Origin of the sequence: Kribbella flavida DSM 17836 (genome assembly GCF_000024345.1) — a bacterium.
Lineage (GTDB): Bacteria > Actinomycetota > Actinomycetes > Propionibacteriales > Kribbellaceae > Kribbella > Kribbella flavida.
Genome location: NC_013729.1, coordinates 3,884,211 through 3,901,156 on the forward strand (window position 1 = coordinate 3,884,211; position 16,946 = coordinate 3,901,156).

General features: G+C 71.1%; 14 protein-coding genes. 11 read left to right on the forward strand and 3 right to left on the reverse strand.

Translation table 11 applies throughout. The annotated features are described in order from the left end of the window. Positions 1-54: 54 nt before the first annotated feature. Positions 55-810, reverse strand: coding sequence for a TetR/AcrR family transcriptional regulator (locus tag KFLA_RS17945; protein WP_012921227.1), 756 nt, complete (start codon positions 808-810; stop codon positions 55-57). A 197-nt stretch (positions 811-1,007) separates the two neighbouring features. Here KFLA_RS17945 and KFLA_RS17950 point away from each other — a divergent pair, with 197 nt between their 5' ends. The 9 genes from KFLA_RS17950 to KFLA_RS17990 all read left to right on the forward strand — a co-directional run bounded on the left by KFLA_RS17950 (position 1,008) and on the right by KFLA_RS17990 (position 12,438). Continuing rightward, positions 1,008-2,891, forward strand: coding sequence for an ABC transporter ATP-binding protein (locus KFLA_RS17950; protein ID WP_012921228.1), 1,884 nt, complete (start codon positions 1,008-1,010; stop codon positions 2,889-2,891). Positions 2,892-2,978: 87 nt separating this feature from the next. Further along, complete coding sequence (locus KFLA_RS17955; RefSeq protein ID WP_237706874.1) at positions 2,979-5,855, forward strand: DEAD/DEAH box helicase; 2,877 nt, start codon at positions 2,979-2,981, stop codon at positions 5,853-5,855. Beyond that, positions 5,852-7,147, forward strand: coding sequence for an SWIM zinc finger family protein (locus KFLA_RS17960; protein WP_012921230.1), 1,296 nt, complete (start codon positions 5,852-5,854; stop codon positions 7,145-7,147). Before KFLA_RS17955 ends, KFLA_RS17960 begins: the two co-directional genes overlap by 4 nt. Positions 7,148-7,303: 156 nt before the next feature. Continuing rightward, complete coding sequence (locus KFLA_RS17965) at positions 7,304-7,810, forward strand: GNAT family N-acetyltransferase (RefSeq protein WP_012921231.1); 507 nt, start codon at positions 7,304-7,306, stop codon at positions 7,808-7,810. Between the two features lie 248 nt (positions 7,811-8,058). Continuing rightward, positions 8,059-9,111, forward strand: a complete 1,053-nt coding sequence (locus tag KFLA_RS17970) for a D-isomer specific 2-hydroxyacid dehydrogenase family protein (protein WP_420167154.1) — start codon at positions 8,059-8,061, stop codon at positions 9,109-9,111. Next, positions 9,108-10,136 (forward strand): D-alanine--(R)-lactate ligase, encoded by a 1,029-nt coding sequence (gene vanA / locus KFLA_RS17975; RefSeq protein WP_012921233.1) that lies wholly within the window; start codon positions 9,108-9,110, stop codon positions 10,134-10,136. The genes KFLA_RS17970 and vanA overlap by 4 nt, the downstream gene beginning before the upstream one ends. Further along, positions 10,133-10,741 carry a D-Ala-D-Ala dipeptidase VanX gene (vanX, locus tag KFLA_RS17980; protein WP_012921234.1) on the forward strand — a complete coding sequence of 203 codons (609 nt, stop codon included), beginning with the start codon at positions 10,133-10,135 and terminating at the stop codon, positions 10,739-10,741. The genes vanA and vanX overlap by 4 nt, the downstream gene beginning before the upstream one ends. 72 nt (positions 10,742-10,813) lie before the next feature. Continuing rightward, entirely contained in the window at positions 10,814-11,923 is a 1,110-nt protein-coding gene (gene murG / locus KFLA_RS17985; RefSeq protein ID WP_041290213.1) for an undecaprenyldiphospho-muramoylpentapeptide beta-N-acetylglucosaminyltransferase, read from the forward strand. 38 nt (positions 11,924-11,961) lie between these two features. After that, positions 11,962-12,438, forward strand: coding sequence for a GNAT family N-acetyltransferase (locus KFLA_RS17990; protein ID WP_012921236.1), 477 nt, complete (start codon positions 11,962-11,964; stop codon positions 12,436-12,438). Here the strand turns inward: KFLA_RS17990 and KFLA_RS17995 are convergent. Both KFLA_RS17995 and KFLA_RS18000 read right to left on the reverse strand, forming a co-directional pair. Further along, positions 12,370-13,596, reverse strand: a complete 1,227-nt coding sequence (locus KFLA_RS17995; RefSeq protein ID WP_012921237.1) for a sensor histidine kinase — start codon at positions 13,594-13,596, stop codon at positions 12,370-12,372. The genes KFLA_RS17990 and KFLA_RS17995 overlap by 69 nt on opposite strands. After that, a complete protein-coding gene (locus KFLA_RS18000; protein WP_041289380.1) occupies positions 13,589-14,284 on the reverse strand; it encodes a response regulator transcription factor in 696 nt (231 codons plus the stop codon). Before KFLA_RS18000 ends, KFLA_RS17995 begins: the two co-directional genes overlap by 8 nt. 147 nt (positions 14,285-14,431) lie before the next feature. Between KFLA_RS18000 and KFLA_RS18005 the strand changes: the two genes are divergently transcribed. Then, positions 14,432-14,983 carry a M15 family metallopeptidase gene (locus KFLA_RS18005; protein ID WP_237706531.1) on the forward strand — a complete coding sequence of 184 codons (552 nt, stop codon included), beginning with the start codon at positions 14,432-14,434 and terminating at the stop codon, positions 14,981-14,983. Between the two features lie 128 nt (positions 14,984-15,111). Next, positions 15,112-16,884, forward strand: coding sequence for a gamma-glutamyltransferase family protein (locus KFLA_RS18010; RefSeq protein ID WP_012921240.1), 1,773 nt, complete (start codon positions 15,112-15,114; stop codon positions 16,882-16,884). Positions 16,885-16,946: the final 62 nt, after the last annotated feature.

Sequence of the window (16,946 nt, forward strand, 5' to 3'; positions counted from 1 at the left end):
CGACACTAACTGAGTGAGCACTCACTCACAAGCAGGTTTCCTGCAGGTGCGCCCCTACCGGTCCGCGAGCAGCGCCGCGATGCCGTCCAGGACACGAGCCAGACCGAAGGCGAACCCGTGGTCGGAGTCGTACGGCGCGTCGAACTCCTGCCCGACCGTCGTGCCGACCCGGCTGGCGAGCGGGAACGTGTGCACGTCGCCGATCTTGTCCAGCAGCGGCTCGTGCGCCAGCCACCACTCCTTGTCGGTGATGCCGGACGACTGGATCACTCGCTGGGCGTCGACGGCGCTCCGTACGGCGCCGTGCACGTAGCCGTTCACGAGCGCGACCGCGGCGTCCATCTCGACGTCGGTCAGGCCGATCCCCTCGACCGCTTCGAGCTCGTACTCGTACTTCGCCATCAGCCCCGGACCGAGCGGCGGCCGGCTGGTCGCGACGTACAGCATCCACGGGTGGCGCAGGTAGAGCTCGCGGTTCTCCAGCGCGACCTCCTCCAGCTTGGCCCGCCAGTTCCCCTCCACCGGACGGCGCGGGAACTCGGCGTAGACGCTGTCCAGCATCACGTCGAGCAGCTCACCCTTGCCGGGCACGTACCGGTACAGCGTCATCGCGCCGACGCCGAGCTCGTCGGCGACCCGGCGCATCGACGTCGCGCCGAGCCCTTCGGTGTCGGCGATCCGGACCGCCGCTTCGACCACGCGCTCGACGGTGAGCGCGGGCTTGGGGCCGCGGGTCGGCCGGGACTGCAGTCCCCAGAGCAGTTCGAGGCTTTTGGCCGGGTCGCCGCCCCCGCTGTAGTCCGAATTCATGTGCGCAATCCTCCCGCGGTGACTACACTCCAGCGGTTACCTCGTACAGCGTACCCAGTAGGGCCTCGGCGGCGCCGGCGGGTTGACCTCAAGCAAAGTCGAGGTTCTACCGTCGGAAACTGTCGGTGGTCCGCGGGACCATCGGCACACCTCGTACCTTCCGACCAGACCTGCGGAGCACAGCCGTGAGCATGGAAATGACCGCGTGGACCTCGCTGTACCACGCGATGCACGCCCAGGACGAGAAGCGGCCCTTCTCCAAGGAGACGCTCCGGCGCATCCTCGCCTTCGCCCGGCCGCACAAGTCGCAGCTGATCGCGTTCCTCGCGCTCAGCGTCGTGGCGGCGGTGCTCGCGGTCGCCACGCCGGTGCTGGCCGGTGAGGTGGTCAACGCGATCGTCGACGGCAACGCCGTGAGCACGGTGCTGTGGCTGGCCGGGCTGATCGCGCTGATCGCGGTCGCCGAGGCGGGCATCGGCCTGTTCACCCGCTGGCTGTCGGCGCGGATCGGTGAGGGGCTGATCCTCGACCTGCGCACGGCGGTGTTCGACCACATCCAGAAGATGCCGATCGCCTTCTTCACCCGGACCAGGACCGGCGCGCTGGTGTCCCGGCTGAACAACGACGTCATCGGCGCGCAGCGCGCGTTCAGCGACACCCTGTCCGGGGTCGTGAGCAACCTGGTCATGCTGGTGCTCACGCTCGTGGTGATGCTGCGCGTGTCCTGGCAGATCACGCTGCTCGCGCTCGTGCTGCTGCCGGTGTTCGTGATCCCGGCCCGCCGGATGGGCAACAAACTGGCCGCCCTGGAACGCGAGGCGGCGAACTACAACGCCACCATGAGCACCCAGATGACCGAGCGGTTCTCCGCGCCGGGCGCGACGCTGGTCAAGCTGTTCGGCCGGCCGGTGCGCGAGTCGCGCGAGTTCGCCGTCCGGGCCGAGCGGGTGCGCGACATCGGCGTCCGGACCGCGATGGTGCAGTGGCTCTTCGTCACCTCGCTCACCTTGGTGTCGGCGCTCGCGCTGGCCGTCGTCTACGCGCTCGGCGGTTTCTACGCGCTGCGCGGTCAGCTGGACGCCGGCGCGGTCGTCTCGATGGCTCTGCTGCTCACCCGGCTGTACTCGCCGCTCACCGCGCTGGCCAGTGCCCGGCTCGAGGTGATGACCGCGCTGGTCAGCTTCGACCGGGTCTTCGAGGTGCTCGACCTCAAGCCGCTGATCCAGGACAAGCCGGACGCCCGCAGGGTGCCGGACGGCCCGGTCTCGGTCGAGTTCGACGACGTCCGGTTCGCCTACCCGTCGGCCGACAAGGTGTCGCTGGCCTCCCTGGAAGAGGTCGCCAAGCTCGACACCCGGGGCGGCGAGGAGGTCCTCCACGGCGTGTCGTTCCGGGCCGAGCCCGGGCAGATGGTCGCTCTGGTCGGTTCGTCCGGCGCCGGCAAGTCGACCATCGCCCAGCTCATCCCCCGCCTGTACGACGTGGACTCCGGCGCCGTCCGGCTGGCCGGCGTCGACGTCCGCGACGTGACGGCGGAGTCGCTGCGGGAAACCCTCGGCATGGTCACCCAGGACGGCCACCTCTTCCACGACTCGATCCGGGAGAACCTGCTGCTCGCCCGTCCGGAAGCGACCGAGGAGGAGCTGTGGGACGCGCTCACCCGGGCCCGGCTGGGCGACCTCATCCGGTCGCTGCCGGACGAGCTGGACACCGTGGTCGGCGAGCGCGGCTACCGGCTGTCCGGCGGTGAGCGGCAACGGCTGACGATCGCCCGGCTGCTGCTGGCTCATCCGCGCGTGGTCATTCTCGACGAGGCGACCGCCGCGCTGGACTCGACCTCGGAGGCCGCGGTCCAGGCGGCGCTGGCCGAGGCGCTGGCGGGCCGGACCGCGGTCGTGATCGCGCACCGGTTGTCGACGATCCGGGCCGCGGACCAGATTCTCGTGATCGAGGCCGGCCGCATCGTCGAGCAGGGCACGCACACCGAGCTGCTCGCCGCGGGCGGGCGGTACGAGGAGCTCTACCGGACTCAGTTCGACCAGCCGGCCGCGGAGCCGGAGGTGGTGCTCGGCGCGTCCTGAGGTACATCGTCGAGCGAGGTCAGTCCCTCCGGTGCGCGGCCGCGCACCGGAGGTGTTCCCGGATAGGAAGGTGCCGCTTTGGCAGCGGTGGTAGCGGGCGGGGTGTCGGCCGAGCTGACGGGGTACGCGGCGGTTTTCAGACCGGCCGACCCGCCGCGCGACGGGGTGGTCGCGTTCTGGGATCCGGAGCAAGGGCCGTTGCCGCTGGGGGTCGGTGAGCACGTCGACCTGGAGCTGGTGACGGCGGTCGACGGCCAAGTCGCGGCTCAGGTCGTCCGCGCGATCGAGCTGCCGGTGGGCGATGCGGTCGCCGTCCTCGGGCGGGCGCGGAAGAGCCCGGGCGCCCACCCCGCCGCGGCGTTCTGGGGCGGGGCCGCGCTCGTCGCCCTGCAACTGGTCGCGCGGGGGCGGCTCCTGCCGGGTGTGTCCCCCGCCGGCCACGACGCGTGGCGGGTCGGGCCGTTCGACCCCGCCGACGTCGACCGCGTCGTGCAGCTGGCCGAGGCAATGCCGCCTGAGGCCCGGGCGCTCCCGCTCGAACCAGCAGCCGCTTCGCCGGACCAGGGCGCGAACGGGTTCCGGTTGCCGGTCGCCGAGGATCTGGTCCGGGCCTTCCTGGACGCGGTGGCCGACGGCATGCCCCGGTCTCCGGCCGCTGCCAAGGCGCACGGGACGGGCCTGTTCGCGGCGAAGGCGCCGCAGCCGGCGACGCGATTGCGTTCGTGGGCCGGCGAGGTGTCGGCCGGACTCGACACCGGCGTACGGATCTCGCTGCGGATCGATCTGCTGGACGCGAGCACCGGCCGTCCGGCGGACGAGCAGCGGGCGGGCACCGGGCTCGATCAGGGGTTGGCGTTCCGTGCCGCAGTGCAGTTGCACAGCTTGAAGGACCCGACCGTGATGGCGGACGCCGCGGACGTGTGGGCTCGGGACGTCCCGGGTTTCGGGCCGCGGGCCCGGATCGACGCGACACTCGCGATCCGGCGCGCGGCGCGGGTGTGGGCACCGTTGCACCGGCTGCTCGACGCGGCGGTGCCGGACCGGATGGAGCTGGCCGACGAGGAGGTCGCCGACCTGCTCGCCACCGGTGCGCAGCGGCTCGCCGCGGCCGGCATCGACCTGCACTGGCCGCGCAGCCTCGGTCGCGCGCTCACCGCTCGCGCTGCGATCACCACCACGCCCGACACCGCTCCGTCGGACCTGCCGGGCTTCTTCGGCGGCGGCGCCACGCTCGACTTCAGCTGGCAGGTGGCCCTCGGCAACGATCCGCTGACCGCGCAGGAGATGGACCAGCTGGCCGAGGCGACCCGCCCGGTGGTCCGGCTGCGCGACCAGTGGATGCTGGTCGATCCCGAGCTCGCCCGCAAGGCCCGGGAGCGCATCCTCAAGCCGGTCACCGCGATCGAAGCCCTCGGCGCCGCGCTCACCGGCACCGCCGAGATCGACGGCCGTCAGGTGGCCGTCACACCGACCAAGTGGCTGGACGAGCTGCGCGCGCGGATCGCCGATCCCGACCGCACCGACGAGCCGCTGGAGGCACCCGCCGCCCTGCAAGCCACCCTGCGCGACTACCAGCTGCGCGGCCTGCAGTGGCTGGTCCGGATGACCTCGCTCGGTCTCGGCGGCTGCCTCGCCGACGACATGGGCCTCGGCAAGACGATCACGCTGATCTCGTTGCACCTTCACCGCCAGACCGCCGAGCAGACGTCCGGCCCGACGCTCGTCGTCTGCCCCGCGTCCCTGCTCGGCAACTGGGAGCGCGAGGTGCACCGATTCGCCCCCGGTACGCCGGTCCGCCGGTTCCACGGCACCAGCCGGTCCCTGGACGGCGCCGACACCGGCTTCGTGCTCACGACGTACGGGACGTTGCGCCGGGACGCGAAGAAGCTGGCCGGGCACCAGTGGGGGCTGCTGGTCGCCGACGAGGCGCAGCACGTCAAGAACCCGGCCTCCGGCACGGCCAAAGCGCTGCGGACCGTGCCCGCGCGGGCTCGCGTCGCGCTCACCGGCACCCCGGTCGAGAACAACCTGTCCGAGCTCTGGGCGATTCTCGACTGGACGACGCCGGGCCTGCTCGGCCGGCTCGGCACGTTCCGCAGCCGGTGGGCCATACCGATCGAGGCCGACAAGGACCAGGAGGTCGCCGAGCGGCTGGCCACGCTGGTGCGGCCGTTCCTGCTCCGCCGGCGCAAGTCCGACCCGGGCATCGCGCCCGAACTGCCGCCGAAGACCGAGACCGACCAGGCCGTCTCCCTCACCCGCGAGCAGGCGGTCCTGTACGAGGCGACCGTGCGCGAGCTGATGGACGCCGTCCGGGCCAGCGACGCGATGGCCCGCCGCGGCCTGATCGTGAAGCTGCTGACCGGCCTCAAACAGATCTGCAACCACCCGGTCCAGTACCTGAAAGAGCCCGCCGGCGCGAAGCTCACCGGCCGCTCCGGCAAGCTCGAACTGCTCGACGAACTGCTCGGCACGATCCTCGCCGAGGACGGCGCCGTGCTCGTGTTCACCCAGTACGTCGAGATGGCGCGGCTGCTCGAACGTCACCTGGCCGACCGGGGTGTCCCGACCCAGCTGTTGCACGGCGGAACGCCGGTCCGCAAGCGGGAGGAGATGGTCGAGCGGTTCCAGGCGGGCGAGATCCCGGTGTTCCTGCTGTCGCTCAAGGCCGCCGGCACCGGGCTGAACCTGACCCGGGCCGACCACGTCGTGCACTACGACCGCTGGTGGAACCCGGCGGTCGAGGACCAGGCCACCGACCGGGCGTACCGGATCGGCCAGATCCGGCCGGTCCAGGTCCACCGGTTGATTGCCGAGGGCACCATCGAGGACCGGATCGCGGCGATGCTGGCCGGCAAGCGAGCGCTCGCGGACTCGGTGCTCACCGCCGGCGAGGCCGCGCTCACCGAGCTGACCGACGCCGAGCTGGCCGATCTGGTCGAGCTGCGAGGTGGGGTGCGATGAGCGACGCCAGAGGATTCGCGCCGTTCCCGGCGCAGCGTGGGCGTAGTACGCGAGGGCGGTCGTGGTGGGCCCAGGCCTGGGTGCAGGCGATGGAGGACACCTCGCTGGACTCCGACCAGCTGCGCAAGGGCCGCCGGTTCGCCAACTCCGGGCAGGTCGGCACGATCACGGTCAGCCCGGGTCGGATCGCGGCGAGCGTCGAGGCACCTGAGGACCGGTACGAGGCGGTGGTGCTGGTCGACCGGTTGAGCGACGACGAGTGGACGCGGTTCCTCGACCAGGTCGGGGCGCGCGCAGGTCACATCGCCGCGCTGCTCGACGGCGACATGCCGCACGACCTGGTGACCGCGGCCGAGGATGCCGGCGTACCGCTGCTGCCCGGCATCGGTGACCTCGACCCGTCGTGCAGCTGCGACGCGTGGGAGCTGCCCTGCCAGCATGCCGCCGGGCTCTGCTACCAGGTCGCGTGGCTGCTCGACGACGACCCGTTCATCCTGCTGCTGATGCGTGGCCGGTCCCGTGAGGACCTGCTCGACGACCTGCAGCGGCGGACGACCCAGATGACGGCCCAGGACGTGTCGGCCGAGGGTGCGACAACAGAGGGCGCGGCTGCTGGGGGTGCGACGGCTGATGCGGCCGGCGCGCTGTCGGCAGCGGGTGAGCTCGCCGCGGAGGTGTTCGTTGCTCCGGTCGCGTCGCTGCCGGAGCCGCCGGAGGTCCCGAGCCGGATCGGGATCGACGAGCTGGTGGTGAGCGGCACGACGCCGCTGAGCGAGGTCTCCCTACCGCTGCTTGCGTTGGACGCTGCTCGCCGGGCGCGGGCCGAGCTCGGCGCTCTGCTGTCCGGTGCGCCGGTGCCGTGGGCCCTCGACGAGTGGCACGACGCCGTCCGCCTCGCCGCGGAGTATCCCGAGCTCCGGCCGCGACTGGTGGACGCGACGGGACGGGCCGAAGAGCTCGGCGTCGGCGTCCAGGCGTGGAGGTACGGCGGCGCGCCGGGTCTCGATGTCCTGGAGCACCCGTGGATCCCGGAAGGCGGCGAGCTCGTGCGGGCCCGGGCGGAGCTGCAGGCGGCGGCCGACGAGCCGCTCGAGCTGGAGATCTCCGGCAACCAGCTCACCGCTGCCGCAGTACGCCGGCAGTTGCGGCTCGACCGGGTCGGTCGGTGGCATCCGTACCACCTCGTCGGCGACAGATGGCTGCCCGCCGGTCCCGCCGATCGCGACCCGACGGTTGCCTTCGCCACCGAACCGGCACTGGAGACCACGAGCCGGGATGCGAACGGCTCCTGAAAACCCCGCGCTCGCGAGCAGGGGTGCGCGGTACGGTGACGCTCGGACCTCGATCAGGGCAAGGAGTTGGGTTGATGACCGCGCCGTCGGCGGCTGCCGTGCGCAGCGTGCTGCCTTCCATCGACCCCCACTCCCCCTGCTCGAAAGGGTTCTTCGTTGTCCAGTTCCTGGTACCCCCGCGCCGAGACCGCCGCTGACCTCGCGGCTGTCGAGGCGGTCAACCTGCGCGCTTTCGGCCGGCCCGACGAGGCGGCGATCGTCAGCCGCCTGCGGCGCGACCCCGTCGCCTGGCTGCCCGGTCTCTCGTACGTCGCCACCACGGCGACCGGCGAGGTCGTCGCGCACGCCCTGCTGACCCGCTGCCACGTCGACGACGCGCCCGTGCTCGCCCTCGGTCCCTGCGCCGTACTGCCCGAGTACCAGCGCTCGGGTGCCGGAGGCGCCGTCGTCCGGGCGGTGCTCGACGCAGGCCGGGCCGCGGGCGAGCACACGGTCGTCGTGCTCGGGCACGCCGAGTACTACCCGCGCTTCGGCTTCCGGACCGCGACCACCTTCGGCATCCACAGCCAGTACGACGGTCCGTACTTCATGGCGCTCGGTCTGGTTCCGGACCGGCCACTCCCCCGCGGCACGATCCGATACCCCGCGGCCTGGCAGCAGTGAGCGTGCCGTCAACGAGTCGCCGACTGACCAGCTAGGTCGGCGCGTCGCCGCCGTGCCCGGATGCGGAGCACGCGAATCACGAACACGGCGGCGAGCACGAGCAGGCACACGGAGTAGATCACGCTTGCAGTCAACGAGGCGCGATGTTGCCGGCGCGTATCCGGTTTTCCATACGCCGCCGATAGGCGACCGCAGGCATATCGCCGGCATATCGAAAATCCCATACAGAGCGGCAACGACCCGCTGCGTTGACTGGAGGCATGACCTCCAGCGAACCAGCACCAGCGGTCCGCCGCACCCGATCGCTGGCATCCTGGCTCTCCTCGGCCGTACCCGGAACCGGCGTCACGGTCTACGGATGCGGGCCGGACGAGGCCGTCCTGTTCCGGCAACTGGCGCCTCGCTTCGGCGTCGCGCCGACGATCACCGAGGCGGCGGTGTCGGAGGCCACGGTGGAACTGGCGGCCGGAAACCGGTGCATCAGTGTCGGCCACAAGACACCCATCACCCACCGGATCCTGGATGCGCTCAGCCAGGCCGGCGTGACCTACATCTCCACCAGAAGCATCGGCTACAACCACCTCGACGTGACGTACGCCGAGAGCGTCGGCATCACCGTCGAGAACGTCGCGTACTCGCCGGACAGCGTGGCCGACTACACGCTGATGCTGATGCTGATGGCGGTGCGTCACGCCAAGTCCACCATCCGCCGGGCGGACGCCCACGACTACCGGTTGAACGACGTCCGCGGGAAAGAGCTGCGCGACCTGACCGTCGGGGTCGTCGGAACGGGACGCATCGGCGCCGCCGTGGTGGACAGGCTGCGCGGCTTCGGCTGCCTGGTCCTTGCCCACGACAACTGCCCGGGGGTCGCCGCGGAGTACGTACCTCTCGATGACCTGCTGCACCGCAGCGACATCGTCACGCTGCACACCCCGCTGACAGCCGAGACCCACCACCTCCTGCATCGGCAGCGGATCGAGCAGCTGAAGCAAGGCGCGTACGTCGTCAACACCGGACGCGGCGCGCTGCTCGACACCGAGGCGCTGCTGTCGGCCTTGGAAAGCGGCAGGTTGGGCGGCGCGGCCCTGGACGTGCTCGAAGGCGAAGAAGGAATCTTCTACGCCGACTGCAGCGGCCGCCGCATCGACCATGACCTGTTGCTGCGGCTGCAGCGCCTGCCCAACGTGCTGATCAGTCCGCACACCGCCTACTACACCGACCATGCCCTCAGTGACGCCGTGGAGAACTCCCTCGGCAACTGTGTGAAATTCCAGAGCAGAAAGCAGCAGTGGATATGAAGATCGGAATTCTGTTCGGGGGCGTCTCCGAGGAACACCCCATCTCGCTCAAGTCCGCGCGCGAGGTCGCCCGCAGCCTCGACCCCGAAAGGTACGAGCCGTACTACGTCGGGATCACCCGAGGCGGCGCCTGGATGCTCTGCGACGGCCCGGACGACGACTGGGAGAACGGCACGGGCCGCCCCGCCGTACTGTCACCGGACCGCACCGTGCACGGACTGCTCGTGCTGGAGCAGGGCCGGTACGAGACGATCAGGCTCGACGTGGTGCTGCCCGTTCTGCACGGCAGGCTCGGCGAGGACGGTGCGATCCAGGGCCTGCTGGAGCTCTCCGGTATCCCCTACGTCGGCTGCGACATCCCGAGTTCCGCGCTGTGCATGGACAAGTCCCTGGCTTACGTCGTCGCCCGGAGCGCGGGAATCGCCACGCCGAACTTCTGGACCGTCGCGGCCAAGGAACTCCCCGACGCCGACCTGACCTATCCGGTTTTCGTGAAGCCGGCCCGGTCAGGGTCGTCGTTCGGCGTCAGCAAGGTGACCCAGGCGGACGACCTGCCGAGTGCTGTCGAAGTGGCGAGCCAGTACGACTCGAAGGTCCTGATCGAGCAAGCTGTCGTGGGCCGCGAGATCGGCTGTGCGGTCCTGGGCAACGGTGGTGACCTGGTCGTCGGCGAGGTGGACCACATCGCGCTGTCGCACGGCTTCTTCCGGATTCATCAGGAGAGTGAGCCCGAGAGCGGTTCCGACAACTCGACGGCCATCGTTCCCGCCGACATCCCGGCCGCGTCGCGCACGCTTGTTCGGGACACCGCCAAGGCCGTGTACCGGGCGCTCGGGTGCGGCGGCCTGGCGCGCGTCGACCTGTTCCTCACCGAGGACGGCGCGGTCGTGCTCAACGAGGTGAACACCTTGCCGGGGCTGACGTCGTACAGCCGCTACCCGAGAATGATGGCCGCCGCAGGACTGTCGATGGGCGAAGTGATCGACCGCGTCGTCTCGCTGGCACTGACGGGCAACAAGCGATGAGAGCCGGTTTCGCTTTCGTCGACGAGGTGGTGCCCGGACTGCGCTGGGACGCCAAGTACGCGACCTGGGACAATTTCACCGGCAAGCCGGTCGACGGCTACCTGGTCAATCGGATTGTCGGTACGAACGCTCTGTGCGAGGCCCTGGACACCGCACGGGACAAGGCGCAGTCCCTGGGTTTCGGGCTGTTGCTCTGGGACGGATATCGCCCCCAACGCGCCGTGAACTGTTTTCTGCGCTGGTCGAGGCAGCCGGAGGACGGCCGGACCAAGCTCCGGCACTACCCGAACATCGACAGGACCGAGATGTTCGCGAAGGGATACGTGTCGGTCCGGTCGGGTCACAGCCGCGGCAGCAGCGTCGACCTGACGCTCTACCACCTAAACACCGGTGAACTCGCCGCCATGGGCGGTGACCACGACCTGATGGATCCGATCTCGCACCACGGCGCTCCGGGCCTCACCGCGGCCGAAGCGCAGAACCGGGAGTCCCTGCGCTCGGTCATGGAGTCCTGCGGCTTCGCTGCGTACGCAGCCGAGTGGTGGCACTACACCCTCAGGGACGAGCCGTACCCGAACGACTACTTCGACTTTCGCATCGGCTGAGGACACATGGCGCGACAGCATCCCGATCCGGCCGGCTTCGCCGGTGCGGAGGCAGAACTCGCCCGGCACGGCGTGACCGCACCGCGCGTCGTGGTCGTCGGCGGCCACTCGGCCGGGCACATCGAGCCCGCGATGAACCTCGCCGACGCGCTGCGGCGGCTGGAGCCCACGGCCGAGATCACCGCCCTCGGCACCGTTCGCGGTCTGGACACCACGCTCATTCCGGCCCGCGGCTACCCGCTGGAGCTCATTCCGCCGGTGCCGCTACCGCGGACGCTGAGCCCGGCTCTGCTGCAGACGCCGGGGAAGCTGCGCGAGTCGGTGCTGGCGGCCGAGGCCGTGCTCGAGCGGGTGCGGGCCGAGGTCGTGGTGGGTTTCGGCGGCTACGTCGCCGCACCGGCCTACCTGGCCGCCCGCAGGCAAGGTCTGCCGATCGTCGTCCACGAGGCGAACGCCCGGCCCGGAGTGGCGAACCGGCTGGCGGCCCGGATGACGACGCACGTGTTCACCGCGGCGCCGGGGGTCCGGCTGGCGCACGCCACCGCGATCGGGATCCCACTGCGGCCTGCGATCACCGGGCTCGACCGGGGCGCGTTGCGGGACGCGGCTCGGCGGCGGTTCGGCCTGCGCCCGGACGGGCCGGTCCTGATGGTCACCGGTGGTTCGCAAGGCGCGCGGACGATCAACGCCGCGGTGTCCGACGCGGCCCCGGCGCTGCGCGCGGCCGGCATCCAGGTGCTGCACATCACCGGGTCGCAGCACGTGGTCGAGGTCCCGGACGGTGATCCGGCTGAGCCGCCGTACGTCGTGACTCCCTACGTCGACGAGATGCAGTACGCCTACGCCGCGGCAGACTTCGTGATCTGCCGCTCCGGGGCGATGACCTGCGCCGAGCTGGCCGCCGTCGGCTTACCGGCCGCGTACGTCCCGCTGCCGCTGCGCGGCGGGGAGCAGCGGCTCAACGCCGAACCGGTCGTCGGCGCCGGCGGCGCACTGCTCGTCGACGACGCAGACCTCGACCCGGCCTGGATCGGGACCACCCTGATTCCCCTGCTGAACGATCCTCAGCAGCTCACGGCCATGTCCGCCCGCGCCTCCGCTGCGGGCGCACCCGACGCCGACAACGTGCTGGCACGCCACGTGCTCACCACGATCGCCGACCGACGGAGCTCCGCCTCATGACAACCACCCCCACCAGCTGCGACGGGGCAGGAGAACGCATGCAGATCCGACCGGCACAGCCCGACGACGCCGAGTCCGTCAACGAGCTGCTGCACCAGCTGGGCTATCCCCAGGACGATCCCGCCACAACAGCAGCCCGCCTCCAGATCTGGCACGACGACCCCACCAGCGCGGTCTACGCAGCCGATGCGCGCGGCAACCTTCTCGGCCTCGTCGCGATCCACGCCTGCCCGTTCTTCGAGCACCCCGGCTCTTGGGGCCGGATCACCGCACTGGTCGTCTCCGAACGAGCGCGCGGCCAGGGCATCGGCCGTCACCTGATCGCAGCGGCAGAAGCCTTCGCGGTACGCCGTGGCTGCGTGCGCATGGAGGTCACCAGCGCCGACCGCCGCCAGGACGCGCGCGCGTTCTACCGACGTTTGGGCTACCTCGACCAGGTGGGCAGCTCATCGCGGTTTCTCCGCGATCTCGTCGGCACCGGCCGCCGGGGAGAGCGACTGCCGCCGCGGCGTTGACGCGCGACCGTCGCCGGCCGCTCGCCGCGGGTCCAGGCCGGAGCTGGTCGCCCGCCGGCGGCGGGCGGGGAGTTCCACCGTGACGCGGAGACCGCCGCCGGGACGGGGATCGAGGGTCAGCGCCCCGTTGTGGGCCTCGGCGATGCTCTTGACGATCGCCAGACCGAGGCCGACGCCCGCGTGGTCGCCGCGGACGCGGCCGGTGCCGCGCTGGAACGGTTCGGTGAGGGTGGAGACCAGCTGCCGGGTCAGCGTTTCGCCGGTGTTCTCGACGGTGAGCACCACGGTCCTGGGCCGAACGCTGGTCGTCACCCACACGGTGCCGTGCTCGGGCAGGTTGTGCACGATCGCGTTGTGCACGAGATTCGTCGTCAGCTGCAGCAGCAGCGCCTTCGAGCCGCTGGTGGGGGCGATGTCGCCGGAGGTCTCCAGCGCGACGCCCCGTTCCTCCGCGAGCGGCAGCAGGGTTTCGGTGGCTTGTTCCGCTGCGAGCGACAGGTCGACGTGCTCCGGCGCGAACGACCGCTGGTTGGCACGGCTCAGCAGCAGCATCGCTTCGGTGAGGTCGATCGCCCGGCTGTTGACCAGGTGCAGGCGTTCGACCAGCTCGCCGGTGTCGCGGTCGGGGTCGTTGCGAGCGACCTCGAGCAAGGTCTGCGTGATCGCCAGCGGGGTGCGCAGTTCGTGGGAGGCATTGGCGGCGAACCTGCGCTGCTCGGCGTCATGAGCCTCCAGCCGCGCGAGCATGGTGTCGAAGGCGTCGGCGAGCTCGCGGAACTCGTCCTGCTGGCCTTCCAGGTGGATCCGGTGCGACAGCGAACCGTTCGCCGCCTGGCGGGTGGCGGCGGTGATGCGGGTCAACGGCGCGAGCATGCTGCCGGCCAGGATCCACCCGCCCAGCAGGCCGAAGACGAGCAGGAATCCCATCGCCGCGGCGGCCTTCCAGACGAAGGCGTCGAACAGGTCCGAGCGGTCCGGCATGTGGGGCAAGGGACCAGGTGTTCGCCGGACGCCGGGCGAGAGCGTCGTCACCTCGGGGACGTAGCGCAGCAGGAACACCCAGACGGTCGCGAGCAGCAAGGTCCCGGCGACCATCAGGAACCCGGCGTAGCTGAGGGTGAGCTTGAGCCGAACGCTCCACCCCGGCTCCCTATCCACGCTCGGCTCCTGGACGGTCCGCACCGGGTGCGGTGGCGATGCGGTAGCCGACGCCGGGCACGGTGGCGATGATCCAGGGTTCGCCGAGCCGTTTGCGCAGTGCGGAGACCGTGATGCGGACGGCGTTGGTGAACGGGTCGGCGTTCTCGTCCCAGGCTCGCTCCAGCAACTCCTCGGCGCTGATCACCCCGCCCTCGGCCGCGACCAGAACCTCGAGCACGGCGAACTGCTTGCGGGTCAGCGCGACGTAGCGGCCGTCGCGGTAGACCTCCCGGCGGAACGGGTCCAGCCGCAGGCCCGCGATCTCCCGCACCGGCGGCCTGTTGTGTGTCCGCCGGCGGTCGAGCGCCCGGAGCCTGAGCACGAGCTCCTGCAGCTCGAACGGCTTGGTGAGGTAGTCGTCGGCGCCGAGCTCGAACCCGGTCACCTTGTCGTCGAGCCGGTCCGCGGCGGTCAGCATCAGAATGGGGGTTCCGCTGCCGGAGGCAACGATGCTCGCGGCCACCTCATCGCCGGAGGGGCCGGGAATGTCGCGGTCCAGCACGGCGATGTCGTAGGCGTTGACGCTCAGCAGCTCCAGCGCGGTGTCGCCGTCCCCCGCGATGTCGGCCGCGATCGCTTCCAGCCGGAGCCCGTCGCGGATGGCCTCTGCCAGATACTGCTCGTCCTCGACCACCAGCACACGCATGCTCCCGATGCTACGGTCCGGCACCTATCGGCGGCGTATCGAAAACCACATACGGGCCGGCAACACCGCGTTGCCTTGACTGGCGGCATGAATCACGCAGCAGCTGGAACCAGGTCCCGAAGGGTGCTCCGACCGTACTCCGTCGGTGTGATCGTCGCCATCGCCGCGATCATCGGCACCCTCGGCTACCAGTCGGCCGCTCCCCTGTTCAGGGACGCCGGTCCCGGCGACCACGGTGGCGGGTCGGCAACGGACGACGGCGCCCTTCCCGACGGCGCCGGCGTCTTCGACGACCAGTACCCCGGCGTGGCCAACCTCGACCCGGGCCTGCTCCGGGCGGTGCGCGACGCGGCGACGGACGCCGCGGACGACGGGGTCAGATTCTCCGTCAACAGCGGCTGGCGGTCCCCGGAGTACCAGAAGCAGTTGCTGCGGGACGCGGTCGCGAAGTACGGCTCGGAGGAGAAAGCGGCCCGGTGGGTGGCCACGCCGGAAACCTCCCCGCACGTCGCCGGGCACGCGATCGACCTCGGTCCTGCGGCCGCGACGGCGTGGCTGTCCGAGCACGGCGCGAAGTACGGACTGTGCCAGATCTACCGGAACGAACCCTGGCACTACGAGCTGCGCACCGAGGCGATCGATGGGGGCTGCCCGCGGATGTACGCCGACCCGACCCAGGACCCGCGGATGCGCAAGTAGGCCGTCGTCGCGAACGCGCCGAGCGCTGACGCGAGCAGCTGTCGGCGTGAAACAGTCGGGGAGGGAACACTCGGCGGGACGCCACGCACGAGGCCCGCCGGCCGCATCACGGACAGAGGAGCTGCTCGATGACGTTCACCACCCGGCCCACGCTGCGCGGCACGTTCGGGATGGTCTCGTCCACGCACTGGCTCGCGTCGCAGTCGGCGATGCGGATGCTGGAGCTCGGCGGCAACGCGTTCGACGCGGCCGCCTGTGCCGGCTTCGTGCTCCACGTGGTCGAACCGCACCTCAACGGCCCGGGCGGCGAGGTGCCGGCGATCGTCGCCACCGCGGAGGACCCGACGCCTCGGGTGCTGTGCGGACAGGGTGTCGCGCCGGCCGGGGCGACCATCCAGCACTTCCGCGATCTGGGGCTCTCGCTCATCCCGGGCTCCGGCCCACTGGCAGCCGCCGTACCGGGAGCGGTTGACGCGTGGCTGCTGCTGCTCAGGGATCACGGGACTCTGCCACTGCGCACAGTGCTCGAGCCTGCGATCGACTACGCGCGCAACGGCCACCCTGCCGTCGGCCGGGTCGGTGACACCGTGGCGACCGTGCAAGAGCTGTTCACCGAGTACTGGCCGACCTCCGCCGCGCTTTGGCTGCAGAACGGCCGTCCGCCGGCGCCGAACGAGCTGATCAAGAACCCTGCCTACGCTGACACGCTGGAGCGTCTGGTCCTGTCGGCGGAAGGGGCCGGCCCTGACCTGGTCGCTCAGGTCGAGCGGGCCCGGGTGACCTGGCGTGAGGGCTTCGTGGCCGAGGCGATCGACGAGTTCTCCCGGCTGCCGCACCGCGACTCCAGCGGAGAGGATCACGCGGGGTTGATCACCGGCGCGGACGTGGCCGGCTTCACCGCCAGCTGGGAGGACGCCGCGACGCTCGACTGGCACGGCCACACGGTCGCGAAGACGGGTCCATGGGGCCAGGGCCCGGCTCTGCTCCAGTCCCTCGCCGTCCTGGCCGAGCTGGGCGACCCCGCCGATCTGGACCTGACCAGCGCGGAGGCGGTGCACACCACGGTCGAGGTGATGAAGCTGTCGTACGCCGACCGCGAGGCCTGGTACGGCGACGCCGCCGACGTACCGCTCAAGACCCTGCTCTCCCCCACGTACGCCGCCTCCCGAGCCGCGCTGATCGGCGCGGAGGCGTCGCTGGAGCTGCGGCCGGGATCCCCCGACGGCCGCAGGCCATCCCTGGCCTCGGTTGCCACGGGCAAGGAGCTGGGCGACGCGACGACCGGGGAACCGACCGTCGCGGCGGACGGCGGCACCCGCGGCGACACCTGCCACGTCGACGTGGCCGACCGGTGGGGCAACGTCATCTCGGCCACTCCCAGCGGTGGGTGGCTGCAGTCGTCGCCGACAATCCCGTCGCTCGGGTTCTGCCTGGGCAGCCGGCTGCAGATGTTCTGGCTGGAAGAAGGGCTCGCGTCGTCGCTCGCGCCGGGGATCCGGCCGCGCACGACGTTGACGCCGACGCTGGTGCTGCGGGACGGCGTACCGGTGCTGGCGTGTGGGTCGCCGGGTGGGGACCAGCAGGACCAGTGGCAGTTGCTGTTCCTGCTGCGGCACCTCACCGGAGGTCAGGAGCTGCAGGAGGCGATCGACGCGCCCGCCTGGCACACCACCGGCTTCCCCTCGTCGTTCTACCCGCGAGCGACCGAGCCGGGGGGTCTGGTGATCGAGAACCGGCTCGGAGCAGCTGTCCGCGACGAGCTCGCCGGTCGCGGGCACGTCGTCACGGAGTCCGACGCGTGGAGCCTCGGCCGCCTGTGCGCGGTCGCACGTGAACCCGGTGGAGTCCTGTCGGCCGCAGCGAACCCCCGCGGCATGCAGGGGTACGCCGTCGGCCGGTGACCGACCGAACCCCTCGGTCCTCGACCGGGCGGACAACCCGGTTGCCGAGGGCAGTCCGGCTG